The sequence below is a fragment of the Arthrobacter sp. fls2-241-R2A-172 genome (genome assembly GCF_030208885.1).
Classification (GTDB): domain Bacteria; phylum Actinomycetota; class Actinomycetes; order Actinomycetales; family Micrococcaceae; genus Arthrobacter.
Genome location: NZ_JARVTB010000005.1, coordinates 109,780 through 128,372, shown reverse-complemented (window position 1 = coordinate 128,372; position 18,593 = coordinate 109,780). Strand labels below are relative to the sequence as shown.

General features: G+C 62.9%; 17 protein-coding genes. 11 read left to right on the top strand and 6 right to left on the bottom strand.

The genetic code is table 11. From position 1 onward, the window contains the following. Nucleotides 1-40: 40 nt before the first annotated feature. A complete protein-coding gene (locus QRM57_RS11695) occupies nucleotides 41-1,654 on the top strand; it encodes a dihydrolipoamide acetyltransferase family protein (protein ID WP_284986717.1) in 1,614 nt (537 codons plus the stop codon). Between the two features lie 79 nt (nucleotides 1,655-1,733). Next, nucleotides 1,734-2,330, top strand: a complete 597-nt coding sequence (locus QRM57_RS11690; RefSeq protein ID WP_284986769.1) for a phosphatase PAP2 family protein — start codon at nucleotides 1,734-1,736, stop codon at nucleotides 2,328-2,330. Here the strand turns inward: QRM57_RS11690 and QRM57_RS11685 are convergent. Then, a complete protein-coding gene (locus QRM57_RS11685; protein ID WP_284986716.1) occupies nucleotides 2,327-3,427 on the bottom strand; it encodes an amidohydrolase in 1,101 nt (366 codons plus the stop codon). The genes QRM57_RS11690 and QRM57_RS11685 overlap by 4 nt on opposite strands. 223 nt (nucleotides 3,428-3,650) lie before the next feature. On the opposite strand from QRM57_RS11685, the gene QRM57_RS11680 reads away from it, so the two are divergent. Next, nucleotides 3,651-5,135, top strand: coding sequence for an APC family permease (locus QRM57_RS11680; RefSeq protein ID WP_284986715.1), 1,485 nt, complete (start codon nucleotides 3,651-3,653; stop codon nucleotides 5,133-5,135). On the opposite strand, the gene QRM57_RS11675 is transcribed toward QRM57_RS11680, so the two are convergent. The 3 genes from QRM57_RS11675 to QRM57_RS11665 all read right to left on the bottom strand — a co-directional run bounded on the left by QRM57_RS11675 (nucleotide 5,132) and on the right by QRM57_RS11665 (nucleotide 7,346). Continuing rightward, nucleotides 5,132-5,443, bottom strand: a complete 312-nt coding sequence (locus QRM57_RS11675) for a hypothetical protein (protein ID WP_235521227.1) — start codon at nucleotides 5,441-5,443, stop codon at nucleotides 5,132-5,134. The genes QRM57_RS11680 and QRM57_RS11675 overlap by 4 nt on opposite strands. Nucleotides 5,444-5,613: 170 nt before the next feature. After that, nucleotides 5,614-6,042: a universal stress protein gene (locus QRM57_RS11670; protein WP_235521129.1), complete on the bottom strand. Its 429-nt coding sequence runs from the start codon at nucleotides 6,040-6,042 to the stop codon at nucleotides 5,614-5,616. Further along, nucleotides 6,039-7,346, bottom strand: coding sequence for an aminotransferase-like domain-containing protein (locus tag QRM57_RS11665; protein WP_284986714.1), 1,308 nt, complete (start codon nucleotides 7,344-7,346; stop codon nucleotides 6,039-6,041). The genes QRM57_RS11670 and QRM57_RS11665 overlap by 4 nt, the downstream gene beginning before the upstream one ends. A gap of 111 nt (nucleotides 7,347-7,457) precedes the next feature. Here QRM57_RS11665 and QRM57_RS11660 point away from each other — a divergent pair, with 111 nt between their 5' ends. The 3 genes from QRM57_RS11660 (at nucleotide 7,458) to QRM57_RS11650 (ending at nucleotide 10,016) form a co-directional block, all read left to right on the top strand. After that, a complete protein-coding gene (locus tag QRM57_RS11660; RefSeq protein WP_284986713.1) occupies nucleotides 7,458-8,306 on the top strand; it encodes an isocitrate lyase/PEP mutase family protein in 849 nt (282 codons plus the stop codon). A 95-nt stretch (nucleotides 8,307-8,401) separates the two neighbouring features. Next, nucleotides 8,402-9,496: a hypothetical protein gene (locus QRM57_RS11655; RefSeq protein ID WP_284986712.1), complete on the top strand. Its 1,095-nt coding sequence runs from the start codon at nucleotides 8,402-8,404 to the stop codon at nucleotides 9,494-9,496. A gap of 55 nt (nucleotides 9,497-9,551) precedes the next feature. Next, nucleotides 9,552-10,016, top strand: coding sequence for a hypothetical protein (locus tag QRM57_RS11650; RefSeq protein ID WP_257370752.1), 465 nt, complete (start codon nucleotides 9,552-9,554; stop codon nucleotides 10,014-10,016). Here QRM57_RS11650 and QRM57_RS11645 read toward each other — a convergent pair. Further along, nucleotides 10,013-10,861: a GerMN domain-containing protein gene (locus QRM57_RS11645; RefSeq protein ID WP_257370753.1), complete on the bottom strand. Its 849-nt coding sequence runs from the start codon at nucleotides 10,859-10,861 to the stop codon at nucleotides 10,013-10,015. The genes QRM57_RS11650 and QRM57_RS11645 overlap by 4 nt on opposite strands. Before the next feature lie 162 nt (nucleotides 10,862-11,023). After that, nucleotides 11,024-11,590 (bottom strand): NAD(P)H-dependent oxidoreductase, encoded by a 567-nt coding sequence (locus QRM57_RS11640; RefSeq protein ID WP_235521117.1) that lies wholly within the window; start codon nucleotides 11,588-11,590, stop codon nucleotides 11,024-11,026. Nucleotides 11,591-11,686: 96 nt separating this feature from the next. On the opposite strand from QRM57_RS11640, the gene QRM57_RS11635 reads away from it, so the two are divergent. The 5 genes from QRM57_RS11635 (at nucleotide 11,687) to QRM57_RS11615 (ending at nucleotide 18,582) form a co-directional block, all read left to right on the top strand. Then, a complete protein-coding gene (locus QRM57_RS11635) occupies nucleotides 11,687-12,292 on the top strand; it encodes a TetR/AcrR family transcriptional regulator (RefSeq protein ID WP_235521115.1) in 606 nt (201 codons plus the stop codon). A 377-nt stretch (nucleotides 12,293-12,669) separates the two neighbouring features. Then, nucleotides 12,670-13,653, top strand: coding sequence for an ABC transporter permease (locus QRM57_RS11630; protein ID WP_257370756.1), 984 nt, complete (start codon nucleotides 12,670-12,672; stop codon nucleotides 13,651-13,653). Continuing rightward, nucleotides 13,653-14,624, top strand: a complete 972-nt coding sequence (locus tag QRM57_RS11625) for an ABC transporter permease (protein WP_211710745.1) — start codon at nucleotides 13,653-13,655, stop codon at nucleotides 14,622-14,624. Before QRM57_RS11630 ends, QRM57_RS11625 begins: the two co-directional genes overlap by 1 nt. After that, nucleotides 14,621-16,774: an ABC transporter ATP-binding protein gene (locus QRM57_RS11620; RefSeq protein WP_284986711.1), complete on the top strand. Its 2,154-nt coding sequence runs from the start codon at nucleotides 14,621-14,623 to the stop codon at nucleotides 16,772-16,774. Before QRM57_RS11625 ends, QRM57_RS11620 begins: the two co-directional genes overlap by 4 nt. 77 nt (nucleotides 16,775-16,851) lie before the next feature. Further along, nucleotides 16,852-18,582, top strand: coding sequence for an ABC transporter family substrate-binding protein (locus QRM57_RS11615; protein WP_284986710.1), 1,731 nt, complete (start codon nucleotides 16,852-16,854; stop codon nucleotides 18,580-18,582). Nucleotides 18,583-18,593: the final 11 nt, after the last annotated feature.

The following is an 18,593-nucleotide window of genomic DNA, read 5'->3' as shown; positions in this document are numbered from 1 at the left end:
GCCCGGCTCGCCGCTGGGTAACCGGAAATCGAGGACCACTGTGACTGTAAAGAAATTCAACCTGCCGGACGTCGGTGAAGGCCTGACCGAGGCCGAGGTCGTGGCCTGGAAGGTCAAGCCCGGCGACACCGTCGCGATCAACGATGTCCTGTGCGAGATCGAAACCGCCAAGTCCTTGGTGGAACTCCCTTCGCCCTTCGCCGGTACCGTCACTGAGTTGTTGGTGGAGGAAGGCATCACTGTGGAGGTCGGGACTGCGATCATCGCTGTCTCGGAAGGCGCTGGAACGGATGATGCCACCCTTGACGGCGCTGCGCCCCAGGGGCAGCCGACCGATGCGGTAGCGGTTGCCCAGGCCCCCGCCGCCGAGGAAGTTTTCACGCCCACGTACGGAAAGCTTGTGGCGGACGACAGTTCCGACTCAGGGCTCGCGGGCGGACCGTTGGTAGGGTCCGGGCCCAAGGCCGACGCCGTCAAACGTCGTGCGCGCAAACGCCCGGCAGGGTCCGTGGTTCCGGCCGTAACGGTTGCCGAGAACGCGGAAGGTACCGTTCAGGACAACCAGGCACTGCTGGCCGCCAAAGCAGCCGAAGCACCGGTCGCGCACCGCACGACGCCGGCACGCGCCGCCGTCGAACCTGTCACGCAGGTGCCGGCATCTTCGGCGCCGCAGACGCCTGCCTCCCAACCGGCCGTTTCCCAGCCCGCCGCCTCGCGGGGTGCGGCCATCGGCGGAACCATCAGCGGCTTGGTCAGCAGGGTTCTGGCGAAGCCGCCTGTCCGTAAGTTCGCGCGTGATCTTGGTATTGACCTCGCTGATGTCGTCGCAACCGGACAACGCGGAGAAGTGACCCGTGAGGATCTGGTGAGCTATCAGGCGCAACGCGATGCCGAGCACGATCAGGCCGATTCGTTCTGGGGCGCATCGAAGAAACCGCAGGACCAGCGCATAGAACGTGTGGCCGTCAAGGGCGTGCGCAAGGCCACCGCCAAAGCCATGGTGGATTCAGCGTTCTCGGCACCCCACGTGAGCATTTTCGTGGATGTGGATGCCAGCCGCACCATGGAGTTCGTCAAGAGGCTCAAGGTTTCGCGCGACTTTGAAGGCATCAAGGTGTCTCCACTGCTCATCCTGGCCAAGGCTGTCATCTGGGCCGCCGCGCGCAACCCCAGCGTGAATGCCACGTGGGTGGAGAACGCTGACGGCAAGGGTGGTGCTGAGATCCATGTCAAGCACTTCATGAACCTCGGCATCGCTGCTGCGACGCCGCGCGGGCTCATGGTTCCCAACATCAAAGATGCCCAGGACCTCTCCCTCAAGGAGCTGGCGCTGGCGCTGAACGAGTTGGCCACCAAGGCGCGTGCGGGAAAGACCCAACCAGCGGAGATGCAGGGCGGAAGCCTGACGGTCACCAACATCGGCGCCCTGGGCATTGATACCGGCACTCCGATCATCAACCCGGGCGAAGTGGCAATCATCGCGTTCGGAACCATCAAGCAGAAGCCATGGGTCCTGGACGGCGAAGTGATTCCGCGCTGGATCACGACGCTTGGCGGATCCTTCGACCACCGGGTGGTGGACGGCGACCTGTCGGCTCGTTTCATGGCAGATGTCGCCGCCATCCTGGAAGAACCGGCGCTGCTGCTTGACTGATCGGAACAGTGTGCCTGAAACGGCTACCCGCACGGCCACGACCACTGGCGGCGAGCCCGACCACGTTCATCCCCAGCTGGTGGCGGGACCGTGGCGGACCGTGGCACGGGTGCTGACGGAAGTCTTCCAACCCCCGGTCGTTGTCCTGGTACTTCTGTTGATCAGTCCAGCGGTGGAGCCCGGCTTCCCCGGGACCATATGGTTTGGCCTGCTCGGGGCTTTCTTTGTGTGTGTCCTGCCGCTGGCCTATGTTCTGGTGATGGTCAAGCTGGGCCGGATCACCGACCACCACGTCAGCGACCGGCGTCAACGACCTGCCCTGCTGCTGATGGCCTTGGTATCAGTCGTTGCGGGCCTGGTAGTGCTCCAGCTCCTGAACGGTCCGGCCAGTGTTTCCGTGATGATCATTTCACTGATCGGCGGCATCGCAGTTTTGGCGGTAGTCAGCGCTTTTTGGAAGATGAGCGGGCACGCCTCAGCCTTGTCGGCCGCGGTCGTTATCGCCATCCTGATGTTCGGACCAGCGTGGCTGCCGCTTCTCCTGCTGGTACCGGCAGTGGGGTGGTCCCGTTTGGTGTTGCGTGCGCACACGTTGGCGCAGGTAGTTGTGGGTTCTCTGTTTGGTGCCGTTGTTATTGCGGGCCTGTGGTGGCTGTTGCGTGGGTTGATGCTTTAGTCGACCGACTCCCGGGTCACCGCCTTGCCGTTCCTGATGACGGCCAGCGGAGAAGGCCGGTCAACAACCAATTCGGGGATGGATTCTGCAGGGAACTCGAGTCGGTCTGCGGATCCGGTTCCGGTAAATTCCTTGATGGCAGGCGTATCCAACAGCTCCGCCCCGGACGTGGTGGCAAGCCGGAAGCACCGCTCCAAATCGGAGTCGGTCAAGGCTCCTGTCCGGTAGCCCAGCAGATGCATCCGGTCCACCATGCTGCCCGTGCCAAACGGTGACCACGCATCCCGTATTCCGTCCGACCCGAGCGCAACCCTGACGCCATGGTGCTCCAGCACATCAAGGACAGGCACGGGGTCGGCCCCGAGGGCGCACGTCGCCATCCACATTCCGGCCTCAGCCATCACATCCAAGGTAGCCCCGAGCTCCGGCTGGTTGCTGTCGCAGAGGGCAAAGGCGTGCCCCACCGTGACTTGACCCTGCATGCCCTCCGCCATGGTCCGCTGTGCAATGAGCCGCAGCTGGGCCAAACCTGCAGCTCCTGTGTCGTGCAGGTGGATGTCCACGTCCCTGCTGTGCCTTCCCGCCAGGCCGAAGACAGCATCCAGATGACCGTGGACGTCGCCGTCGAGTGATTCCGGGTCGATGCCGCCTACTATGTCGGCCCCTTCTCCCAGCGAAGCCTCCATGAGTTCCACAGTGCCGGGATTGCTCAGCAAACCGAACTGAGGGAACGCGACGATCTGTACATCCAGGACTGACGACAGCCGGTCCGCTGCTGCCCTGACGCCATGGATGTTCTTCAGGCCAATCTGCGAACCGACGTCAACGTGAGCCCGCATGGCCATTGTCCCGTTGAGTACGGCTTGCCGCATCAAGGCGAAGGCGCGTTCCTCCACGCTGTCCCCGGCAGCAAGCTGTGCTTGCAGGTCATTGCGGATCAGGGTTGCCAGATCGTTCGCCGGTTGACGGGATAACCAGCCCGATCCCCAGGCAGTTTTGTCGGGGTGAATGTGTGCGTCGACAAACCCCGGCGTGGCCAGGAGGGGACCGCCGGTGGAACGGGCAGGCGACTCCGATTGAAGAGAAAGTGTGTTCATGGGACTCCTGTCGGTTGAATCCATGATGGTATACCGAAAGCTCCCAAATAAACACGTTGGCAGTCAAAACCGGCAGATTTCCGCGCGTGATGGCCGTGGCTGCTCCCGTTTTCACTCTCTCCGTAAGATTTGGCATACCAAAACCTGTACAAGTCGAGGCTGGGCGCCTACTCTAATGAACAACATTCATTTATGTGACGCGGATCGCATCGAGGAGAGCGCCATGAACACCAAACCTAAGCCTGCAGCGGAAGGGTCCTCCGGGGGACCGACCCTCAAGCGTGTCCTGGGGCTGCCATCTTTGGTGGCCTTTGGCCTGACGTCCATGGGGATACTGTCGGTCGTGGCGGTTTACGGGGCCGGAACCGAGATCAGCGACGGGCACTTGCCCGCAGCGTACCTCGCGGCGTTGGTGGCCATGTTGTTCACGGCCCATAGTTACGGCCAGATGGCCCGTCACGTCCCCGTCACCGGAGGGGCGTACGCGTACGCTTCGCGGGCTTTTGGCCACCCTGTGGGGTTCTTGGTGGGTTGGGCGATGATGCTGGATTACCTGTTTCTGCCAATGGTGAATTTCCTGCTATTCGGCCTCTACCTCAACAGCCTGTTGCCCGGCATACCCCCTCAGCTCGCCGTCCTGTTCTGCCTTCTGGCGGTGGGCCTCTTTAGCGTGATCGGAGTCGGCTGGATCAAGAGGATGAACTTCGTGGTGGTGTCCGCGTCCGTTGCGGTGATCCTGGTCTTCGTTGTCCTGGCGATCCTGAACGCGCCGAAGCTATCGCTGGAAAGCGTGGTTCGCCCCCTTAGCCTTGGCGACGGCGGGATAGCGCCGGTTATGGCGGCAGCCGCAATTGTGGCTTTTGCCTTCCTCGGCTTCGATGGCGTGTCCACTTTGTCTGAAGAAGCCCGGAACCCCAGAAGGGATATTCCTCGGGGTATCATCCTCTCCACGCTCTTCGCTGGCCTGGGCTACACTCTGTTTTCCGTGGCCGGCAGCCTTATCGCACCGGAGTGGCGGACGATTCAGAACCTGGATGCCGCGGGAACGGAACTCATGCAGGCTGCCGGCGGAGATGTGCTGATGGTGGTGTTCGTGGTGGTGAATCTCGGCGGCCTGGTCCTGTGTGGAACTGCGGCCCAGATGAGCGTCTCCCGTGTCATCTATGCCATGGGAAGGGACCGGATCCTGCCCTCCGTCCTTGCCCGGCTCCAGCCGCGTTTCCGCACTCCGTATGTTGCTGCTTTGGCGGTTTCGGCCGTCTCGCTGGTTGCCCTCTTCATCACGTTGGAGCAGGCCGTGTTCATGATCAACTTCGGGGCACTGATTGCTTTCGCAGTGGTGAACCTGGCAACCATCAAGGTGCTGTTCTTTGAGCTGCGGAAGCGGGGAGGCGTGGGGATCCTGCGGAATTTGGTGCTGCCGCTGCTGGGGTTCGCCTCCATTGCCTGGCTGTGGACATCGCTTGCCTGGTTCACGTATCTGCTGGGCGCGGCGTGGCTTGCCGTGGGAGTGGCGGTGCTCGTGCTCCGCCGCGTCAAGGGCGGGAATCAGCTGGCACTGGACTTCGACGACGCCATCACCAGCGATGCCATTGCCGACGACGCCATCACCAGCCACGCCGTCAACGCCGTCGATCCCACGCCCGCCAGCGGCGAAACTGGCGGCAACACGCCGTCGCAGTCGGCCGAGGGCGCAGGAATCCGCTAGAACGCCGGGTAGTTGACCAGCAAGGCCTGGAGTTCCGTAGTGGACATGTGGTTCGCCATTTCCACGCTGATGCCCATGGCGACGGCGGCGACGGTGAGCATGGCCACGCATGCCACAGACAGGAAGCGCCAGTCCTTGCGGAAAACGCTGCGAATGGTCTCCGGCATTTCCAGGCTGGGCGAGATCATGTTGGGCGCGCTGTCCCAGGAGCCGTCGTCCAGCATCGCGATGATGCGGTCGTTGGCGCGGTCGAAGCGCATGGTGCTGATGTTGTTGCCGTGGCGGGCAAGCAGGATGTCATGTCCCACGCGTTGGCGCGGCTGCAAGGTAAGCAAGAAAAATCCCCTGAAAATCGAGAAGTGAAGGTGGCACGCGCCATTGGGGGCATCTCGATTTTATAACGGTTCAGTCAGCAGCCGGGCCGAAAAACGCCAAACGCCGGGTGAGGCTCCCCACCCGGCGGCGTGATCCAGCTCGCTTACGGCTGGTCAGTCTTGGCGATGTAGACATCGCAGGGCGCCGTGTGGGCGACGGTGTTGGCGACGCTTCCCAGCACCCGGCCCAAGCCCTGCATGCGACGGTTTCCGACGACGATCAACCGGGCGTCCTGCATCTCGGCTTCCTTGACGAGTGCCTCGCCCGGCTTGCCGCGGGCGGCTGAATAAGTCACTTCAAGGCGTTCGTCCTTGAGCCGCTCTGCTACGTCGCGGGCTACAGCCTCAGCTTCGGCGGCGTCGGAAACGATCCACCTGTCGGTGCCGATCTCCACAACTTCTGTCCGGTTGCTGTCGAAGGCGCTCACGACGCGCAGGCTCGCCCCCAAGCCGATGGCCAATTGCTGGGCCGCCTGGGCCGCCCTCATTGCCGTTTCGCTGCCGTCTACTCCTACAATCACAACTCCGGTCATTGTGCTGCTCCTTCAGTGGTGGCTTCGATGGCTTCCGCCAGGACGGGGGCCAGGCGGCGGACGCCTTCGGCTATCGTATCCGGGGGCACGGCGCTGAAGGCGAGCCGAAGCTTGTTGGATGGTCCGTCGGCGGGTGAGAAGGCTGCGCCGGGGATGAAGACAACGCCGGCGTCGATCGCTTTGCCCAGCAGCGGGAAGGTGTCCACGCCGTCGGGCAGGGTGACCCAAACGAAGAACCCGCCGTCGGGCCGCGTCCATGAGAGTCCGGACGGCATGTAGGTGTCCAGCGCCGACAGCAGGGCCTCGCAGCGTTCTGCGTACAACGACCGGTACGTGTCGATTTGGCCTTTCCAGTCGTAGTCCCGGAGGTAGGCCGAGACGAGCATCTGGTTCAACGGCGGTGGGCACAGTGTTACAGCCTCGGAGGCGAGGTAGAAGCGGCGTTGAAGGTGCGCGGGTACCAGCGCCCAACCGATACGCAGGCCCGGGGCGAAGATCTTGGAGAATGAGCCCAAGTAGATGACGTCGTCGGGGTTGGCTGCGCGCATCGGCGCAATCGGATGGCCGTCGAACCGCAGCAGTCCATAGGGGTTGTCCTCAAGAACGATAATATTCGAACTGCGGCATATATCGACGATGCGCTGCCTGCGTGCTTCTGCCAGCGTGATCCCGGAGGGGTTGTTGAAGTTGGGGATCGTGTAGAGGAACTTGATGTTCTTGCCCTCTGCCTGGAGCGCCGCGATCCTGGCCTCCAGAAGCTCCGGTACCAGGCCGTCGTCGTCCATTTCGATCGGTTCCACCTGCACCTGGTACGCCTCGAAGGTGTTCAGCGCGCCAACGTAGGTGGGGTTCTCAACCAGGACGACATCGCCGGGGTTGCAGAAGACCTTGGTGGCGACGTCCTGGGCGGACTGGGAGCCCGCAGTGATTACCACGTTCTCGGGTAGTGCATCAGTGATGCCTTCAGCTGCCATGATCTCGCAGATTTGCGCGCGCAGTTCCTCGGTACCCTGGCCGCCACCGTACTGCAGGGCGGTCATGCCTTCTTCTGCGATGATGCGGGCGGCGGTCTGTCCAAGCTGCTCCAAGGGCAGCGATTGCAGGTACGGGTTGCCGCCTGCAAGGGACACAAGCCCGGGCCTCATCGAGATGTCGAAGACATCGCGGACTGCGGACTGCTTGATGTTGGCGGCCCGCGCGGAGAACAGTTCCTCGTGCGGGTGGGCGGCCGTGGCGGCCCGCTCAATGGCGTCGATGGCTTCAGCGGGCAGTGTTGCGCCGGCATCCAATGTTTCGTGGGTCACAGTGAAAGGATACTCCTCGAGGTTGCTAATTAGGCAACATTTGTTTTCGCCTGCCGTGCCATTTTGACGGTCGCGCTTTACGACGCGGACGCGAGGGGCTGGAATGTAGCTATGACAGCACATCGGGCATCCGTGACCAAAGCCGAACACTTCCACAAGCTCCACGACGCGGGCCCCGAGCCCTTGGTGTTGGTGAACGTGTGGGACGCGGCTTCCGCCCGCGTGGTCCAGGAAGCCGGCGCTGCGGCCATTGCCACCTCAAGCTCGGCAGTCTCCTGGAGTTTGGGATATCGGGACGGCGACCACGTGCCGTGGGGGCTGGCGATGGCAGCCGTCGGCCGGGTAGTTGCGGCCACCACTCTGCCCGTGACGGCGGATATAGAGACAGGCTATGGACGTACCGATGACGAGCTCCGGGCAACGGTCCACGCCGTTTTGGATGCAGGGGCTGTGGGCATCAACATTGAAGACTCCAGTGCCGAGCCGCTCACGGACATCAACGAGCAGTCCCGTCGCATTGCATTAATCCGTGCAACGGCGGACGACCGTGCCATCCCTTTGTTCATCAATGCCCGCACTGACACTTACCTTTCGGGGCGTTTCAACGAGGCCGCCTACGAGGAAACCCTGCGCCGCGCCGAGTCCTACCTGACTGCCGGGGCAGACGGAATTTTCGTCCCCGGCGTCGTGGATCTGCACGTCCTCCACCAGCTGTCCAGCCGCATTGCGGCGCCCCTCAACGCGCTGGCCGGGGTCGGGGCGCCGTCGCCTTTGGAATTGCACGACGCCGGCGTCCGCCGTGTCAGTATTGGCGGCAACACCGCCAAGGCGGCGTACGCCAAGGTGGCCAAGGTCGCCACGGAAATTCTGGGTGACGGAAACTGGGCCGGCCTGGCAGGGACGCGCAGCCACGACCAAATGGACGCGTTGTTCGCGGAGGGCCCCAAGTACAGCCTGTAGTTCCGGTAGGGCAGTTGGGGCACGACGGCGGCCCCTGGCTTTAATGTCGGTCCTCGCCGGTAGCTTTGGTTCCGTGGAGGACGAGGGGAGGGTCCATGACGCGACGCAGCGTGCAGTTCTGGCGGATCGAGCAACTGAATGGTGACGAGCTCAACCGGCCGTTTCCCGCCCGGCGGGTTGCCGAGGTCTTGAAGAATGCCCAGGACGCCGGGACTGACAGGCACTTCACCAGTGCGGATGGCACGGTGTTGCTTGCCCAGGCGGCGTCGATGGCACCCCATCCCGTCCTTCTCCTGGACCGGGTCCGCGACACCAACCTGCCGAGCGTGGGTGACGTGCTGGGGCGCCGCAAACCGCTTCCCCTGGCACCTGGCGACCACCTTTTGGAGACCACATATTTCGCATTCCTCAAACGGAATGTCATCGCGGTCCTGACCAGTGGCAACGGTCCACGGGCGGCCCGGATGGCCGAGTACCTGGAGGGCATGCTGGGGTTGGAACCCGGCCTTGTTCCGGTGGTCAGGGAGGATATCGAGGAAATCCTTGCCCGGCTTGAGGTGAGCCGGTTCGAGTTTGCCCTTCCCGCGGAACGGTTGTCCGGAAAGCTCATGGAAGGTGAATGGGCTGACGTGCTGGACAGCGCCTCGCGCCTCATGAATGAGGGCACGTTCCGGATTTCCCTGAGCGTCGGCAGGTCAGGCAAGGCTGAGGATAAGCAGAGGATCCGCGACCGCATTCAGCAACTGATCGACCTCTTCCGCAGGGCTGGATCAGTGGAGCACTTCGATTATGTGGTGGCCGAGGGCAAGGATTCGCTGACGGGAGACCGGGAAGTGGTGGACCTCTTGAAGGAAAGGTTCATCTCGCATGTCGAGGTGGACCCGGATGTGTTCAACGATCCCCAAAAGTCGGTTGCGGAAGCCATTGCCATCCTCAACAAGCAGGCACGGGACAACGAGCCGTTCTTCGCAAGGACGTTGCCTGCCCTCAAAGGGCCGGCGGACGCAGGCCTCGTCCCTGACCTTGTCAGTGGGGGCCTGTCCGCGATGCGGGCTGCCCTCGCCGACGTCGAAAGCCCCGACGTCGAAAGCCCCGACGTCGAAAGCCCCGACGTCGAAAGCCCCGACGCCGAAAGCCCGGACGCCGAGGAAAAGGCGGGCGGTGCCGGCCATGAGCTTGTTCGGGGTTGAGGTGGAGTCAACCGGTCCTCGGCGAACCGCCTGGCGATGGTTTCTGTTGCATCCCATGGCCGACTATCTTTGGGCGGCCGGGGCGGTGTCGCTGTGGTTGGGCGTAGCCCTGATCGCGGCTCACCCGCTGATGCTGGAAGATGTCGACGCCGGTGCGCGCCGGGCACTGTTCCAAACCCTGGCCACCTTGGCGGGTGCGACGGCGGGCCTGACGCTCACCAGTGTTTCCATGCTGATCAACGTGCTTGGCAAGAAGTCCGCCCCGGGGCAACGGGAGCTGCCCCTCGAGAGGCTCTCACCCCTTCATCGTCGCCAGATTGGTGAAGTGTTCCTTTTCGCCATTCCCGGACTGGGCCTGTTGGTGGTTGGTGCGCTGGTCACCGTCGTCCTTGAGGGTGATGGGCCCACGGGGCTGTGGATTCCGGAAGCGGTGGTGTTCGTCCTGGCGTTTGCCTCCGTCCTGGCCCTTCTGCGGGTGGCATGGGCACTCCGCCGGGTGTTGGCAATCGCCACTGGCTAGCGCACGCTCAGCGCCTCCGTGAGTGTCCTGCCGTTCACATAGATCTCAGCTCGCGAAGCCCCGCTGGCCGCGACGGCGGTGTGTGTCAGTTGCGCCTGGATGCGGGGCACGTCGCAGACACCTCCGGGCCGCAGCGATCCGCTGAGGTTCACCACGACGGTTGAGCCGCTCATATAGCCGGACAGGAAATGCAGCGATGAGCCAGCGAGTGCGTCGTACAGGGCTGCGTCACCGTCCACGGGCAGGCCCCCTTCAAGCAGCCGTCCCAGCGCCACGGACAGCGGGTCGCCGGGGATGGTTGCTCCACGCACCGGAACCAGGCTGTCGTTGCAGCCGAACCGCACGCCGCGGGCGCCGCCGTCGTTTATTGCAACGTAGTAGACCGCGGGACCGGCAGCGTCGGCGTCGTCCGGCACCCGGGCGGCGCGGTTCGAGGGGAGGGGGACCGGCAGCGGGGTCGCCGGGTCGGTGGAAGGCGCGACGGCGGAGCCCGGCCCGGTCGCGGCCGGCGCGGGAGTGTTGGCGGCAGGAGTGGGTGACGGGGGAGTGGCGGTGACCGGGCTGACCGGAGCTAGCGAGGGTGATGGGATGGCAACTGAAGGCATGGCGGGCACCGACGAAAATGACGGGCCCGGCGAGGCAGGGGCCGTAGGACTGACCGGCCGGGGAGGTGGTGTCACGGAAACTGTGGGCAGCGGCTCGGCGCTTTGCTGAGCGAGGGTGCCGGGACCCGTAGTGCAGCCAGCCACCCACAGGGCCAACACCACGCAGGCAGCCGCGATCGTCGTCGTACCTTTGAGTCCCCGTCCGGCATGCATGACAGCCCCGCGCTCCTGTCCGTCCACCTGTACATCCAACGTTAGGGCCGCAGGCCGGACCGCAACATGCCGTAACGGTGACGGTTCGGACAAGAGTTGATCACGCCTGCCGGGTCATGGGCAGGTGGCCAGGTACGCAAATGCCCCCACGCCACAAGCTGCGGCACGGGGGCATTGAAAGCGGAAAGACTAAGCGGCTGCTTCTTCGTCCTGGGCAGCTGTCAGGGGCTCGAAGATGCCCTTGATCTGCTCAACGATCTCGGCGTCGTCCTTGGGGTGGAGTTCCGCGAAGCGGATCATGGAACCCGGCACGGCGAGCTTGACGTCTTCGAGGACCTTGGCACCGGCGATGCCGACAGCCTTGCGGGCCTCGTCCTGCGCCCACACGCCACCGTACTGGCCAAAAGCGGTTCCGACGACGGCGGTCGGCTTGCCGGAGAGGGCGCCGGCGCCGAACGGGCGGGACAGCCAGTCAATGGCGTTCTTCAGGGAAGCGGGAACGGTGCCGTTGTGCTCGGGGGTGACCAGCAGGATGGTGTCGGCGTCGGCTGCCGCTGCGCGCAGGGCGGCGGCTTCGGCGGGGACCTGGCCTTCGACGTCGATGTCTTCGTTGTAGAAGGGGATATTGCCCAGGGAGTCATGGATCTGGACGTCCACGTTCTCCGGGGCGTTCAGCTGGATGGCCTCGGCGAGCTTCTTGTTGTGGGAATCGGCGCGGAGGCTGCCGACGAGGGTAAGAACGGTGCTCTTGGACATGGTGTCTCCTTTGGGAAGCGATGTAAGCGTTGGTGCCTTCATCGATACTAAACGGACCGCAGTCCGCTTTCTATTCCCGGGTCTAGAATATTTCTTGTGAGCTTCGTCCCCCTCCAGCCGGACCTGCCTCTCGGTTCACCGCATGAGCGCAGCGATGCCGCGCGGAACCGTGAGCGGCTTCTCTGTGCTGCACGCGAGTTGGTGGACGAGTTCGGGGCTGAGGCATTAACCATGGATGCCCTGGCGTGCAAGGCGAAGGTTGGCAAAGGGACGGTCTTCCGCCGCTTCGGCAGTCGTGCGGGCCTCATGATGACCCTGCTGAGCGATGCGGAGTCCGACTTCCAGCGGGCTTTCATGTTCGGGCCGCCTCCCTTGGGCCCCGGAGCCTCGCCAGCGGAGCGACTGACCGCATTCGGTGAGGGCCGCATCTACTTCGTTCTCGAAAACGGCGAACTTCTGAAGGCGGCTGGTGCTGCCACCCGGAACAGGTTCGACGTCCCCGCGACGAAGCTCTCGCATCGGCATATGGAGGTCCTGCTGCGCGAAGCCGGTATCGCCGACCCCTGGGTCATGGCCATGTCCCTGACCTATGCCTTGGACCCTGAGCGAATTGTCGATGACGTGCGGGTGCGTGGCATTTCCCCCAAGCGGCTCACCGATTCGTGGCGCGATGTCGTTGCCCGCTTGATGCGCCCCGCCTAATGCGCCCCGCCTAATGCGCCCCGCCTAATGCGCCCCGCCTAATGCGCCCTGCCTAATGCGCCCTGCCTAATGCGCCCTGCCTTGTAGCCGGCATCGCGGCGCCGCAAAGAAACACTAACGGTCCAATTCGTGACGCAGCCTGTACATAACAATCTGGCAGCAGGCGGGAAACTGGCCCCGCCGAAGCAAAACGTGAAGCAGTTATTGTGGTAGTTTCCTCTTGAATGTGACGCATGCCATACATGGCTGGTGATCACTGAAGGGGTGTGGGGGGCTCAACAAACCACTACGCCAATTCGTAGCTGACGCCGGCCACAGCCGGGAACCGCGGAAGGACGAGCTTTGAGTTTTGCCACGATTCGGGGCAGCAACCCGACATGCTGAAATATCTGATGAAGCGGTCGGGAATCTACCTGATCATGATCTTCCTGACCACAAGCGCCGGCTACTTCCTGGCCGTCTCGTCGCTTAAACCAGCGGTCCTCGAGCAGGAAAAGATTCCGCGGCCCACCCCCGAACAGGTGGCAGCATCCTTCAGGGGTCTCGGCCTTGACCCCGACAAGAATGCGTGGGAACGCTACGTCGAATGGCTTGGCGGCATCGTCACCAGGTGGGACTGGGGACGAAGCCCGAACGGCGCATACGTTAACGCCGAATTCGCGGATCGCGTGCTGGTTTCCACCCGGCTCTTCATTGCCTCGATCATCCTGACGCTGATCATCGGCGTCGCACTTGGCGTCTACTCCGCAGCACGCCAGTACAAATTCCAGGACCGTGTCATCACGTCCTACAGCTACCTGGTCCACATTCTCCCGGCGCCCATCGCCTACTTCCTGGTCCAGCTTGGTGCCATCAGCATCAACGAAACCGTTGGGCAGCGCATCTTCTTCGTGACGGGAATTTCGACGCCGGGAATCGACCCCGGTTGGCCCGCTTTCGTTGACCTTGTGGCCCACTACGCCGTGCCCACCTTCGCGATGACCATCTTCGGTTGGGCCGGCTACCAGATCGCCCAGCGGCAATACCTGCTGGACAACGTCAACGCCGACTTCGTCCGCACCGCCCGCGCCAAAGGCCTCACCCGTAACCAGGCCATCACCCGCCACGCCCTGCGTGTCTCCTTCATTCCCGTGGCGCAGAGCATCGCGTTCACCATCCCGGCGATCTTCACCGGCGGCTTCTTCGCCGAAGCCATCTTCGCCTGGCCCGGCATTGGTTTATGGAGCATCCAGTCCATCGGGCTGCAGGACGTGAACGTAGCTACAGCCACGTTGGCTTACGGCTCGGTGATCTTCGCGATCGGGGCTATCCTGGCCGACTTCGCCACAACGCTGGTTGATCCACGAGTGAGGGTCCAGTAATGACGAACATCATCGATCCCATCGCGGAAATCGACGAGTCCCGGGTTGCCGACCAGGACGTCGTCATTGGGAAATCCCGCATCATTTTCCGCCGGTTCATGCGGAACCGGACCGCCGTCGCAGGTTTGTTCATTTTTCTGGCACTGTTCCTGTTTTCCATTTTTGGCGGGTTCCTGACCCCGTGGGACAAGGAAACCCTGGATCCGTTCAACATCGGGATGCCGCCGTCCCCGGACCACCTGCTCGGCACGACGCAGGCCGGCATCGACCTCATGGCGCTGATCGTTGATGGCACCAGGACCTCCATCCTCATTGGCCTGATTGTTGGCGGCCTTTCCGTCCTGATCTCCGCCGTGTACGGATGCACCATGGCGTTCTTCGGCGGCAAGGTCGATGCCACCATGCTGTTCATCCTGGAAGCGCTCATCATGATGCCCGCCATCCTGGTGGTAGCCGTGGCGACCAGTGGCAGCGGAGGACTCAAGAACCTCCCCAGCTGGCTTCTGCTGGTGATCGTCCTGCTCTTCTTCAGCTGGATGGGCACAGCCCGCCTGGTGCGCTCGCTGTCCATGTCGCTCATGCAACGCGACTACGTCAAGGCGGCCAGGTACATGGGCGTCCCCTCGCGACGCATCGTGTGGCGGCACTTGGTTCCGAACATCGGCTCGCTGCTGGTGCTCGACTTCACCCGCGGCATCACGGGTGCGATCCTGGCCGAAGTGGCGTTTTCGTTCATCGGTATCGGCATCAAGCTTCCTGACGTCAGCCTCGGTGTCCTGATCGGCCAGGCCACGGGCCAGGTCTCGTCGTTCCCCTGGATGTTCTGGGTTCCGTTGACCGTCATGTTCCTGCTGACAGGCTCGCTGGCCATGATGAACGACGGTCTCCGTGACGCCTTCGACCCCAGCTCCAGTTCCATCGGACGGGCCAAGCGGACCAAGCCCCAGACTGCGAAGAAGATCAACAAATGAGCACCAACACCACTCCCGCCGAACGCCTCCGCGATGCCGGACTGTACGCTCCGGGTGACGCCGTCCTCAGCGTCCGCGACCTCAACGTCCGCTTCAACTCGGAGAACGGGGTGGTCCACGCGGTACGCGGCGTGGACTTCGACCTCATGCCCGGCAAAACCCTTGGCATCGTGGGTGAGTCCGGCTCTGGCAAGTCCGTCACGTCCATGGCCATCATGGGGCTCCTCCCCGAAACCGCGGACATCACCGGTTCCGTCCGTTACAAGGGCAAGGAACTGCTGGGCCTGAGCGATAAGGCCATGTGCAAGCACCGCGGCAGCGACATCGCCATGGTTTTCCAGGACCCGCTGTCCTCGCTGACCCCCGTCTACACGGTGGGCCACCAGATCATCGAGGCGCTCACGGTCCACAACCCCACCATGACCAAGCAGGCAAAAGAAGCCCGCGCCGTCGACCTCTTGCGGATGGTGGGCATCCCGAGCCCGAAGGACCGGCTAAAGGCGTTCCCGCACGAGTTTTCCGGCGGCATGCGCCAGCGCGTCATGATCGCCATCGCGATTGCCAACGACCCCCGCGTCCTCATCGCAGATGAACCCACGACGGCGTTGGACGTCACCATCCAGGCGCAGGTGCTCGAAGTCCTGCACACGGCGCAAGAGGAAACCGGCGCCGCCGTCGTCATGATCACGCACGACCTCGGCGTCGTGGCCGGCATGGCGGACGACATCATGGTGATGTACGCGGGCAAGCCCGTGGAAACCGGCACCGTGGAGGACATCTACTACAACCCGCGAATGCCCTACACCCTGGGCCTGCTGGGAGCCGTGCCACGCGTGGACTCCTCGGACAAGCAATCGCTGGTGCCCATCGAAGGGACGCCGCCCAACCTGGCGCTGCCCGTCATCGGATGCTCCTTCGCGGCCCGCTGCCCGATGGTCAGCGACGCCTGCCTGCACGGCGAACCGGAGCTGCTCGCGGTACCGGGTGTGCAGGGGCAGACACTTGGACACAAGGCAGCGTGCATCAAGGCCGATGAACTTTCCGGCGACGCCGATGCGCACAAGATCTTCCAGGCACCGCCCAAGCCCGTTTCAAAGTTCGACGGCGTCGCGCGCCTTGAGCGCGCAAAGGTCCTGGAACTCAAGGACGTGAAGAAGCACTTCCCGCTGCTCAAGGGTGCACTCATCAAGAAGCGCATTGGCACGGTCAAGGCCGTGGACGGGCTGAGCTTTGACATCCGCGAGGGCGAGTGCGTCTCGATCGTGGGCGAGTCCGGCTGCGGTAAGACCACCACTTTGCTTGAAATCATGGAGTTCCACCCGGACCAGGTGGGCGAGGTGGTCATTGGAGGCGTCAGCAACAAGGTAGCCACCGACCACAAAACCAAGATGGCAATGCGCAAGGAAATGCAGATGGTGTTCCAGGACCCCACGGGCGCCCTGGATCCGCGCTTCACGGTTTACGAAGTCCTGGCCGAGCCCCTGGAAAACCTGGGGATGCCCAAGGCCGCCATCAGGAAACGCATCATGGAGCTCATGAAGCTGGTGGGCCTGCAGCCGGACCACGTGAACCGCTTCCCCAACCAGTTCTCCGGCGGCCAAAGGCAGCGCATCGGCATTGCCAGGGCGCTCGCGGTCAATCCCAAGCTGGTGGTCCTGGACGAGCCGGTCTCTGCTTTGGACGTTTCAGTGCAGGCTGGCGTGATCAACCTGTTGGACAAGCTCCGTGCCGAACTGGGCCTGAGCTACCTCATGGTGGCCCACGACCTTTCTGTGGTCCGGCACATCTCGGACCGCGTGGCCGTCATGTACCTGGGCAAGATCGTGGAGACCGGGGACGTGGACGATGTCTTCGACAACCCGCGCCACCCCTACACCCGGGCCCTGCTCTCCGCTATCCCTGTTCCGGACCCGAACCTGGAACGCACCCGCGAGCGCATCATCCTGCAAGGCGACCTGCCCAGTCCGCTTGACGCACCCAAGGGATGTAACTTCGCTACACGTTGCCCGGTGTTCGCCGCGCTTCCCGCAGGGAAGCAGGAGAAGTGCCTTACTCTGGAGCCGCCACTGGCTTCTGAAGGTGCACAGGACTTCGCATGCTTCTACCCGGACGGAGAAATAGATGCCGACATGCTGGTGGTGCATGCCTGACGACATTTGACGCATCCAGTAAGTTTTTGGTCTCACTCGCACATGAATTTTCAGTCGTACAACATGAAGGGCAAACCATGAAGAAGTACACGACGATCGGCGGCGCAGCTGTTGCAGCAGCGCTGATGCTGACCGCATGCGGCGGCGGGGGAACGCCGTCGGGTCCGGCCTCCCAGAAGGCTGAAGCAGCGGGCGGTGACATCAGCAAGCTGATCAGCATCAATGCCAAGGAAACCAAGGACCTGGACCAAGGCGGCACGGTCACTTTGCCGACCGTGGACCTCGGACCGGACTTTAACAACAGTTCCAACGTCGGAAACAGCGCCGCGACCGCAGCTTTGCTGACTCCAGTCAATCCGGCAGGCATGAGCAGTGGCGGCATCGGCGGCTGCTGGAAGCTCGACTTCGACGGCAAGGCCGAGCCCAACAAAGACTTCTGCGAAGACGTCAAGAGCGAAATCAAAGACGGCAAGCAGACCATCACCATCAAGATCAACGACAAAGCTACGTGGAACGATGGAACGCCCATCGATGTCAGGACCTTCGAGAACACGTGGAAGATGTCCCGCGGTGAAGACAAGGCGATTGACATCGTCAACCCCGGGTCTTACCCATTTGTTGACTCGGTCAAGGCCGGCGCCAATGACAAGGAAGTCATCGTCACCACCACGCAGCCGGTCTACCCGCTGGAAGACCTCTTCTTCGGCCTGATCCACCCGGCTGTAAATACCGCCGAAATCTTCAACAACGGCTTTGCCGGAAACATGCACCCGGAATGGATGGCCGGTCCGTTCAAGGTGGAGAAGTACGACTCTACGGCGAAGACCGTCAGCATGGTGCCCAACGACAAGTGGTGGGGCCAGAAGCCCGTTCTCGACAGGATCGTGTGGAGGCAGATGGAACCAAGCGCAACCATCGCCGCCTTCAAGAACGGTGAGATTGACGCTACGGACGCTCGCTCCCTGGGCCGCTACAAGCAGCTTGAAGGAACGAAGGACGCCGAAGTCCGTCGTGGCCAGCGTCTGTTCGCCGGTGGCCTCAACATCAATGCCCAGCGGCCAGCCCTTGCGGATGTCGCCGTCCGCAAGGCGATATTCACGGCCGTGAACCGTAAAGCCCTCCGCGATGTCCAATTCAACGGCCTGAACTGGTCCGAGGAAAGCTCGGGCTCCATGATGCTCATGCCGTTCTCCGAGTACTACCAGGACAACTACCCCGTGAAGGACTCGGACCCTGATGCTGCCAAGAAGGTCCTCACCGATGCCGGTTACACCGCCAATGACAAGGGCATCATGGCTAAAGACGGCGTCCCGGTTTCCTTCAAGGTGACCTACTTTGGAGAAGATCCCACAAGGGCGGCCGTCACACAGACCCTGCAGAAGCAGCTTCAGGCGGCGGGCATGGATGTCGCCGTCGACCAGCGCGGTGACGCCGACTTCCAAAAGGTTCTGGGGTCGCGGGAATTTGACCTGACGATTTCGGGCTACACGGTTGGCGCCGACGCTACCAGCGGAGTCAAGCAGTTCTACGAGTCAACCACCAATGAAAACCAGCTCGGCGATGCTGAGCTGGACGCCGAAATCAAGCGCCTGGCAACCATCGCCGATGATAAAGAGCGCAACAAGGCCGCCATGGAGGTAGAGAAGAAGCACATGGCTAAGTACTTCTCCATGGGTACTCTGCTGAACGGCCCGGAGATCCAGTTCGTTCACACGGGCCTGGCCAACTACGGCCCGTCCCTGTTCAAGAGCCTCTCCAACGTTCCGGACTGGACCACCATCGGCTGGGAAAAGGGCAAGAAGAAGTAGCCACCCCGCTG

Bases quoted from the DNA above. Each gene is read 5' to 3' on its own strand.
- QRM57_RS11615 (WP_284986710.1), top strand. From the start codon at position 16,852: ATGAAGAAGTACACGACGATCGGCGGCGCAGCTGTTGCAGCAGCGCTG.
- QRM57_RS11620 (WP_284986711.1), top strand. From the start codon at position 14,621: ATGAGCACCAACACCACTCCCGCCGAACGCCTCCGCGATGCCGGACTG.
- QRM57_RS11630 (WP_257370756.1), top strand. From the start codon at position 12,670: ATGCTGAAATATCTGATGAAGCGGTCGGGAATCTACCTGATCATGATC.
- QRM57_RS11660 (WP_284986713.1), top strand. From the start codon at position 7,458: ATGACAGCACATCGGGCATCCGTGACCAAAGCCGAACACTTCCACAAG.
- QRM57_RS11680 (WP_284986715.1), top strand. From the start codon at position 3,651: ATGAACACCAAACCTAAGCCTGCAGCGGAAGGGTCCTCCGGGGGACCG.
- QRM57_RS11670 (WP_235521129.1), bottom strand. From the start codon at position 6,042: ATGACCGGAGTTGTGATTGTAGGAGTAGACGGCAGCGAAACGGCAATG.
- QRM57_RS11650 (WP_257370752.1), top strand. From the start codon at position 9,552: ATGGCCGACTATCTTTGGGCGGCCGGGGCGGTGTCGCTGTGGTTGGGC.
- QRM57_RS11655 (WP_284986712.1), top strand. From the start codon at position 8,402: ATGACGCGACGCAGCGTGCAGTTCTGGCGGATCGAGCAACTGAATGGT.
- QRM57_RS11640 (WP_235521117.1), bottom strand. From the start codon at position 11,590: ATGTCCAAGAGCACCGTTCTTACCCTCGTCGGCAGCCTCCGCGCCGAT.
- QRM57_RS11625 (WP_211710745.1), top strand. From the start codon at position 13,653: ATGACGAACATCATCGATCCCATCGCGGAAATCGACGAGTCCCGGGTT.
- QRM57_RS11685 (WP_284986716.1), bottom strand. From the start codon at position 3,427: ATGAACACACTTTCTCTTCAATCGGAGTCGCCTGCCCGTTCCACCGGC.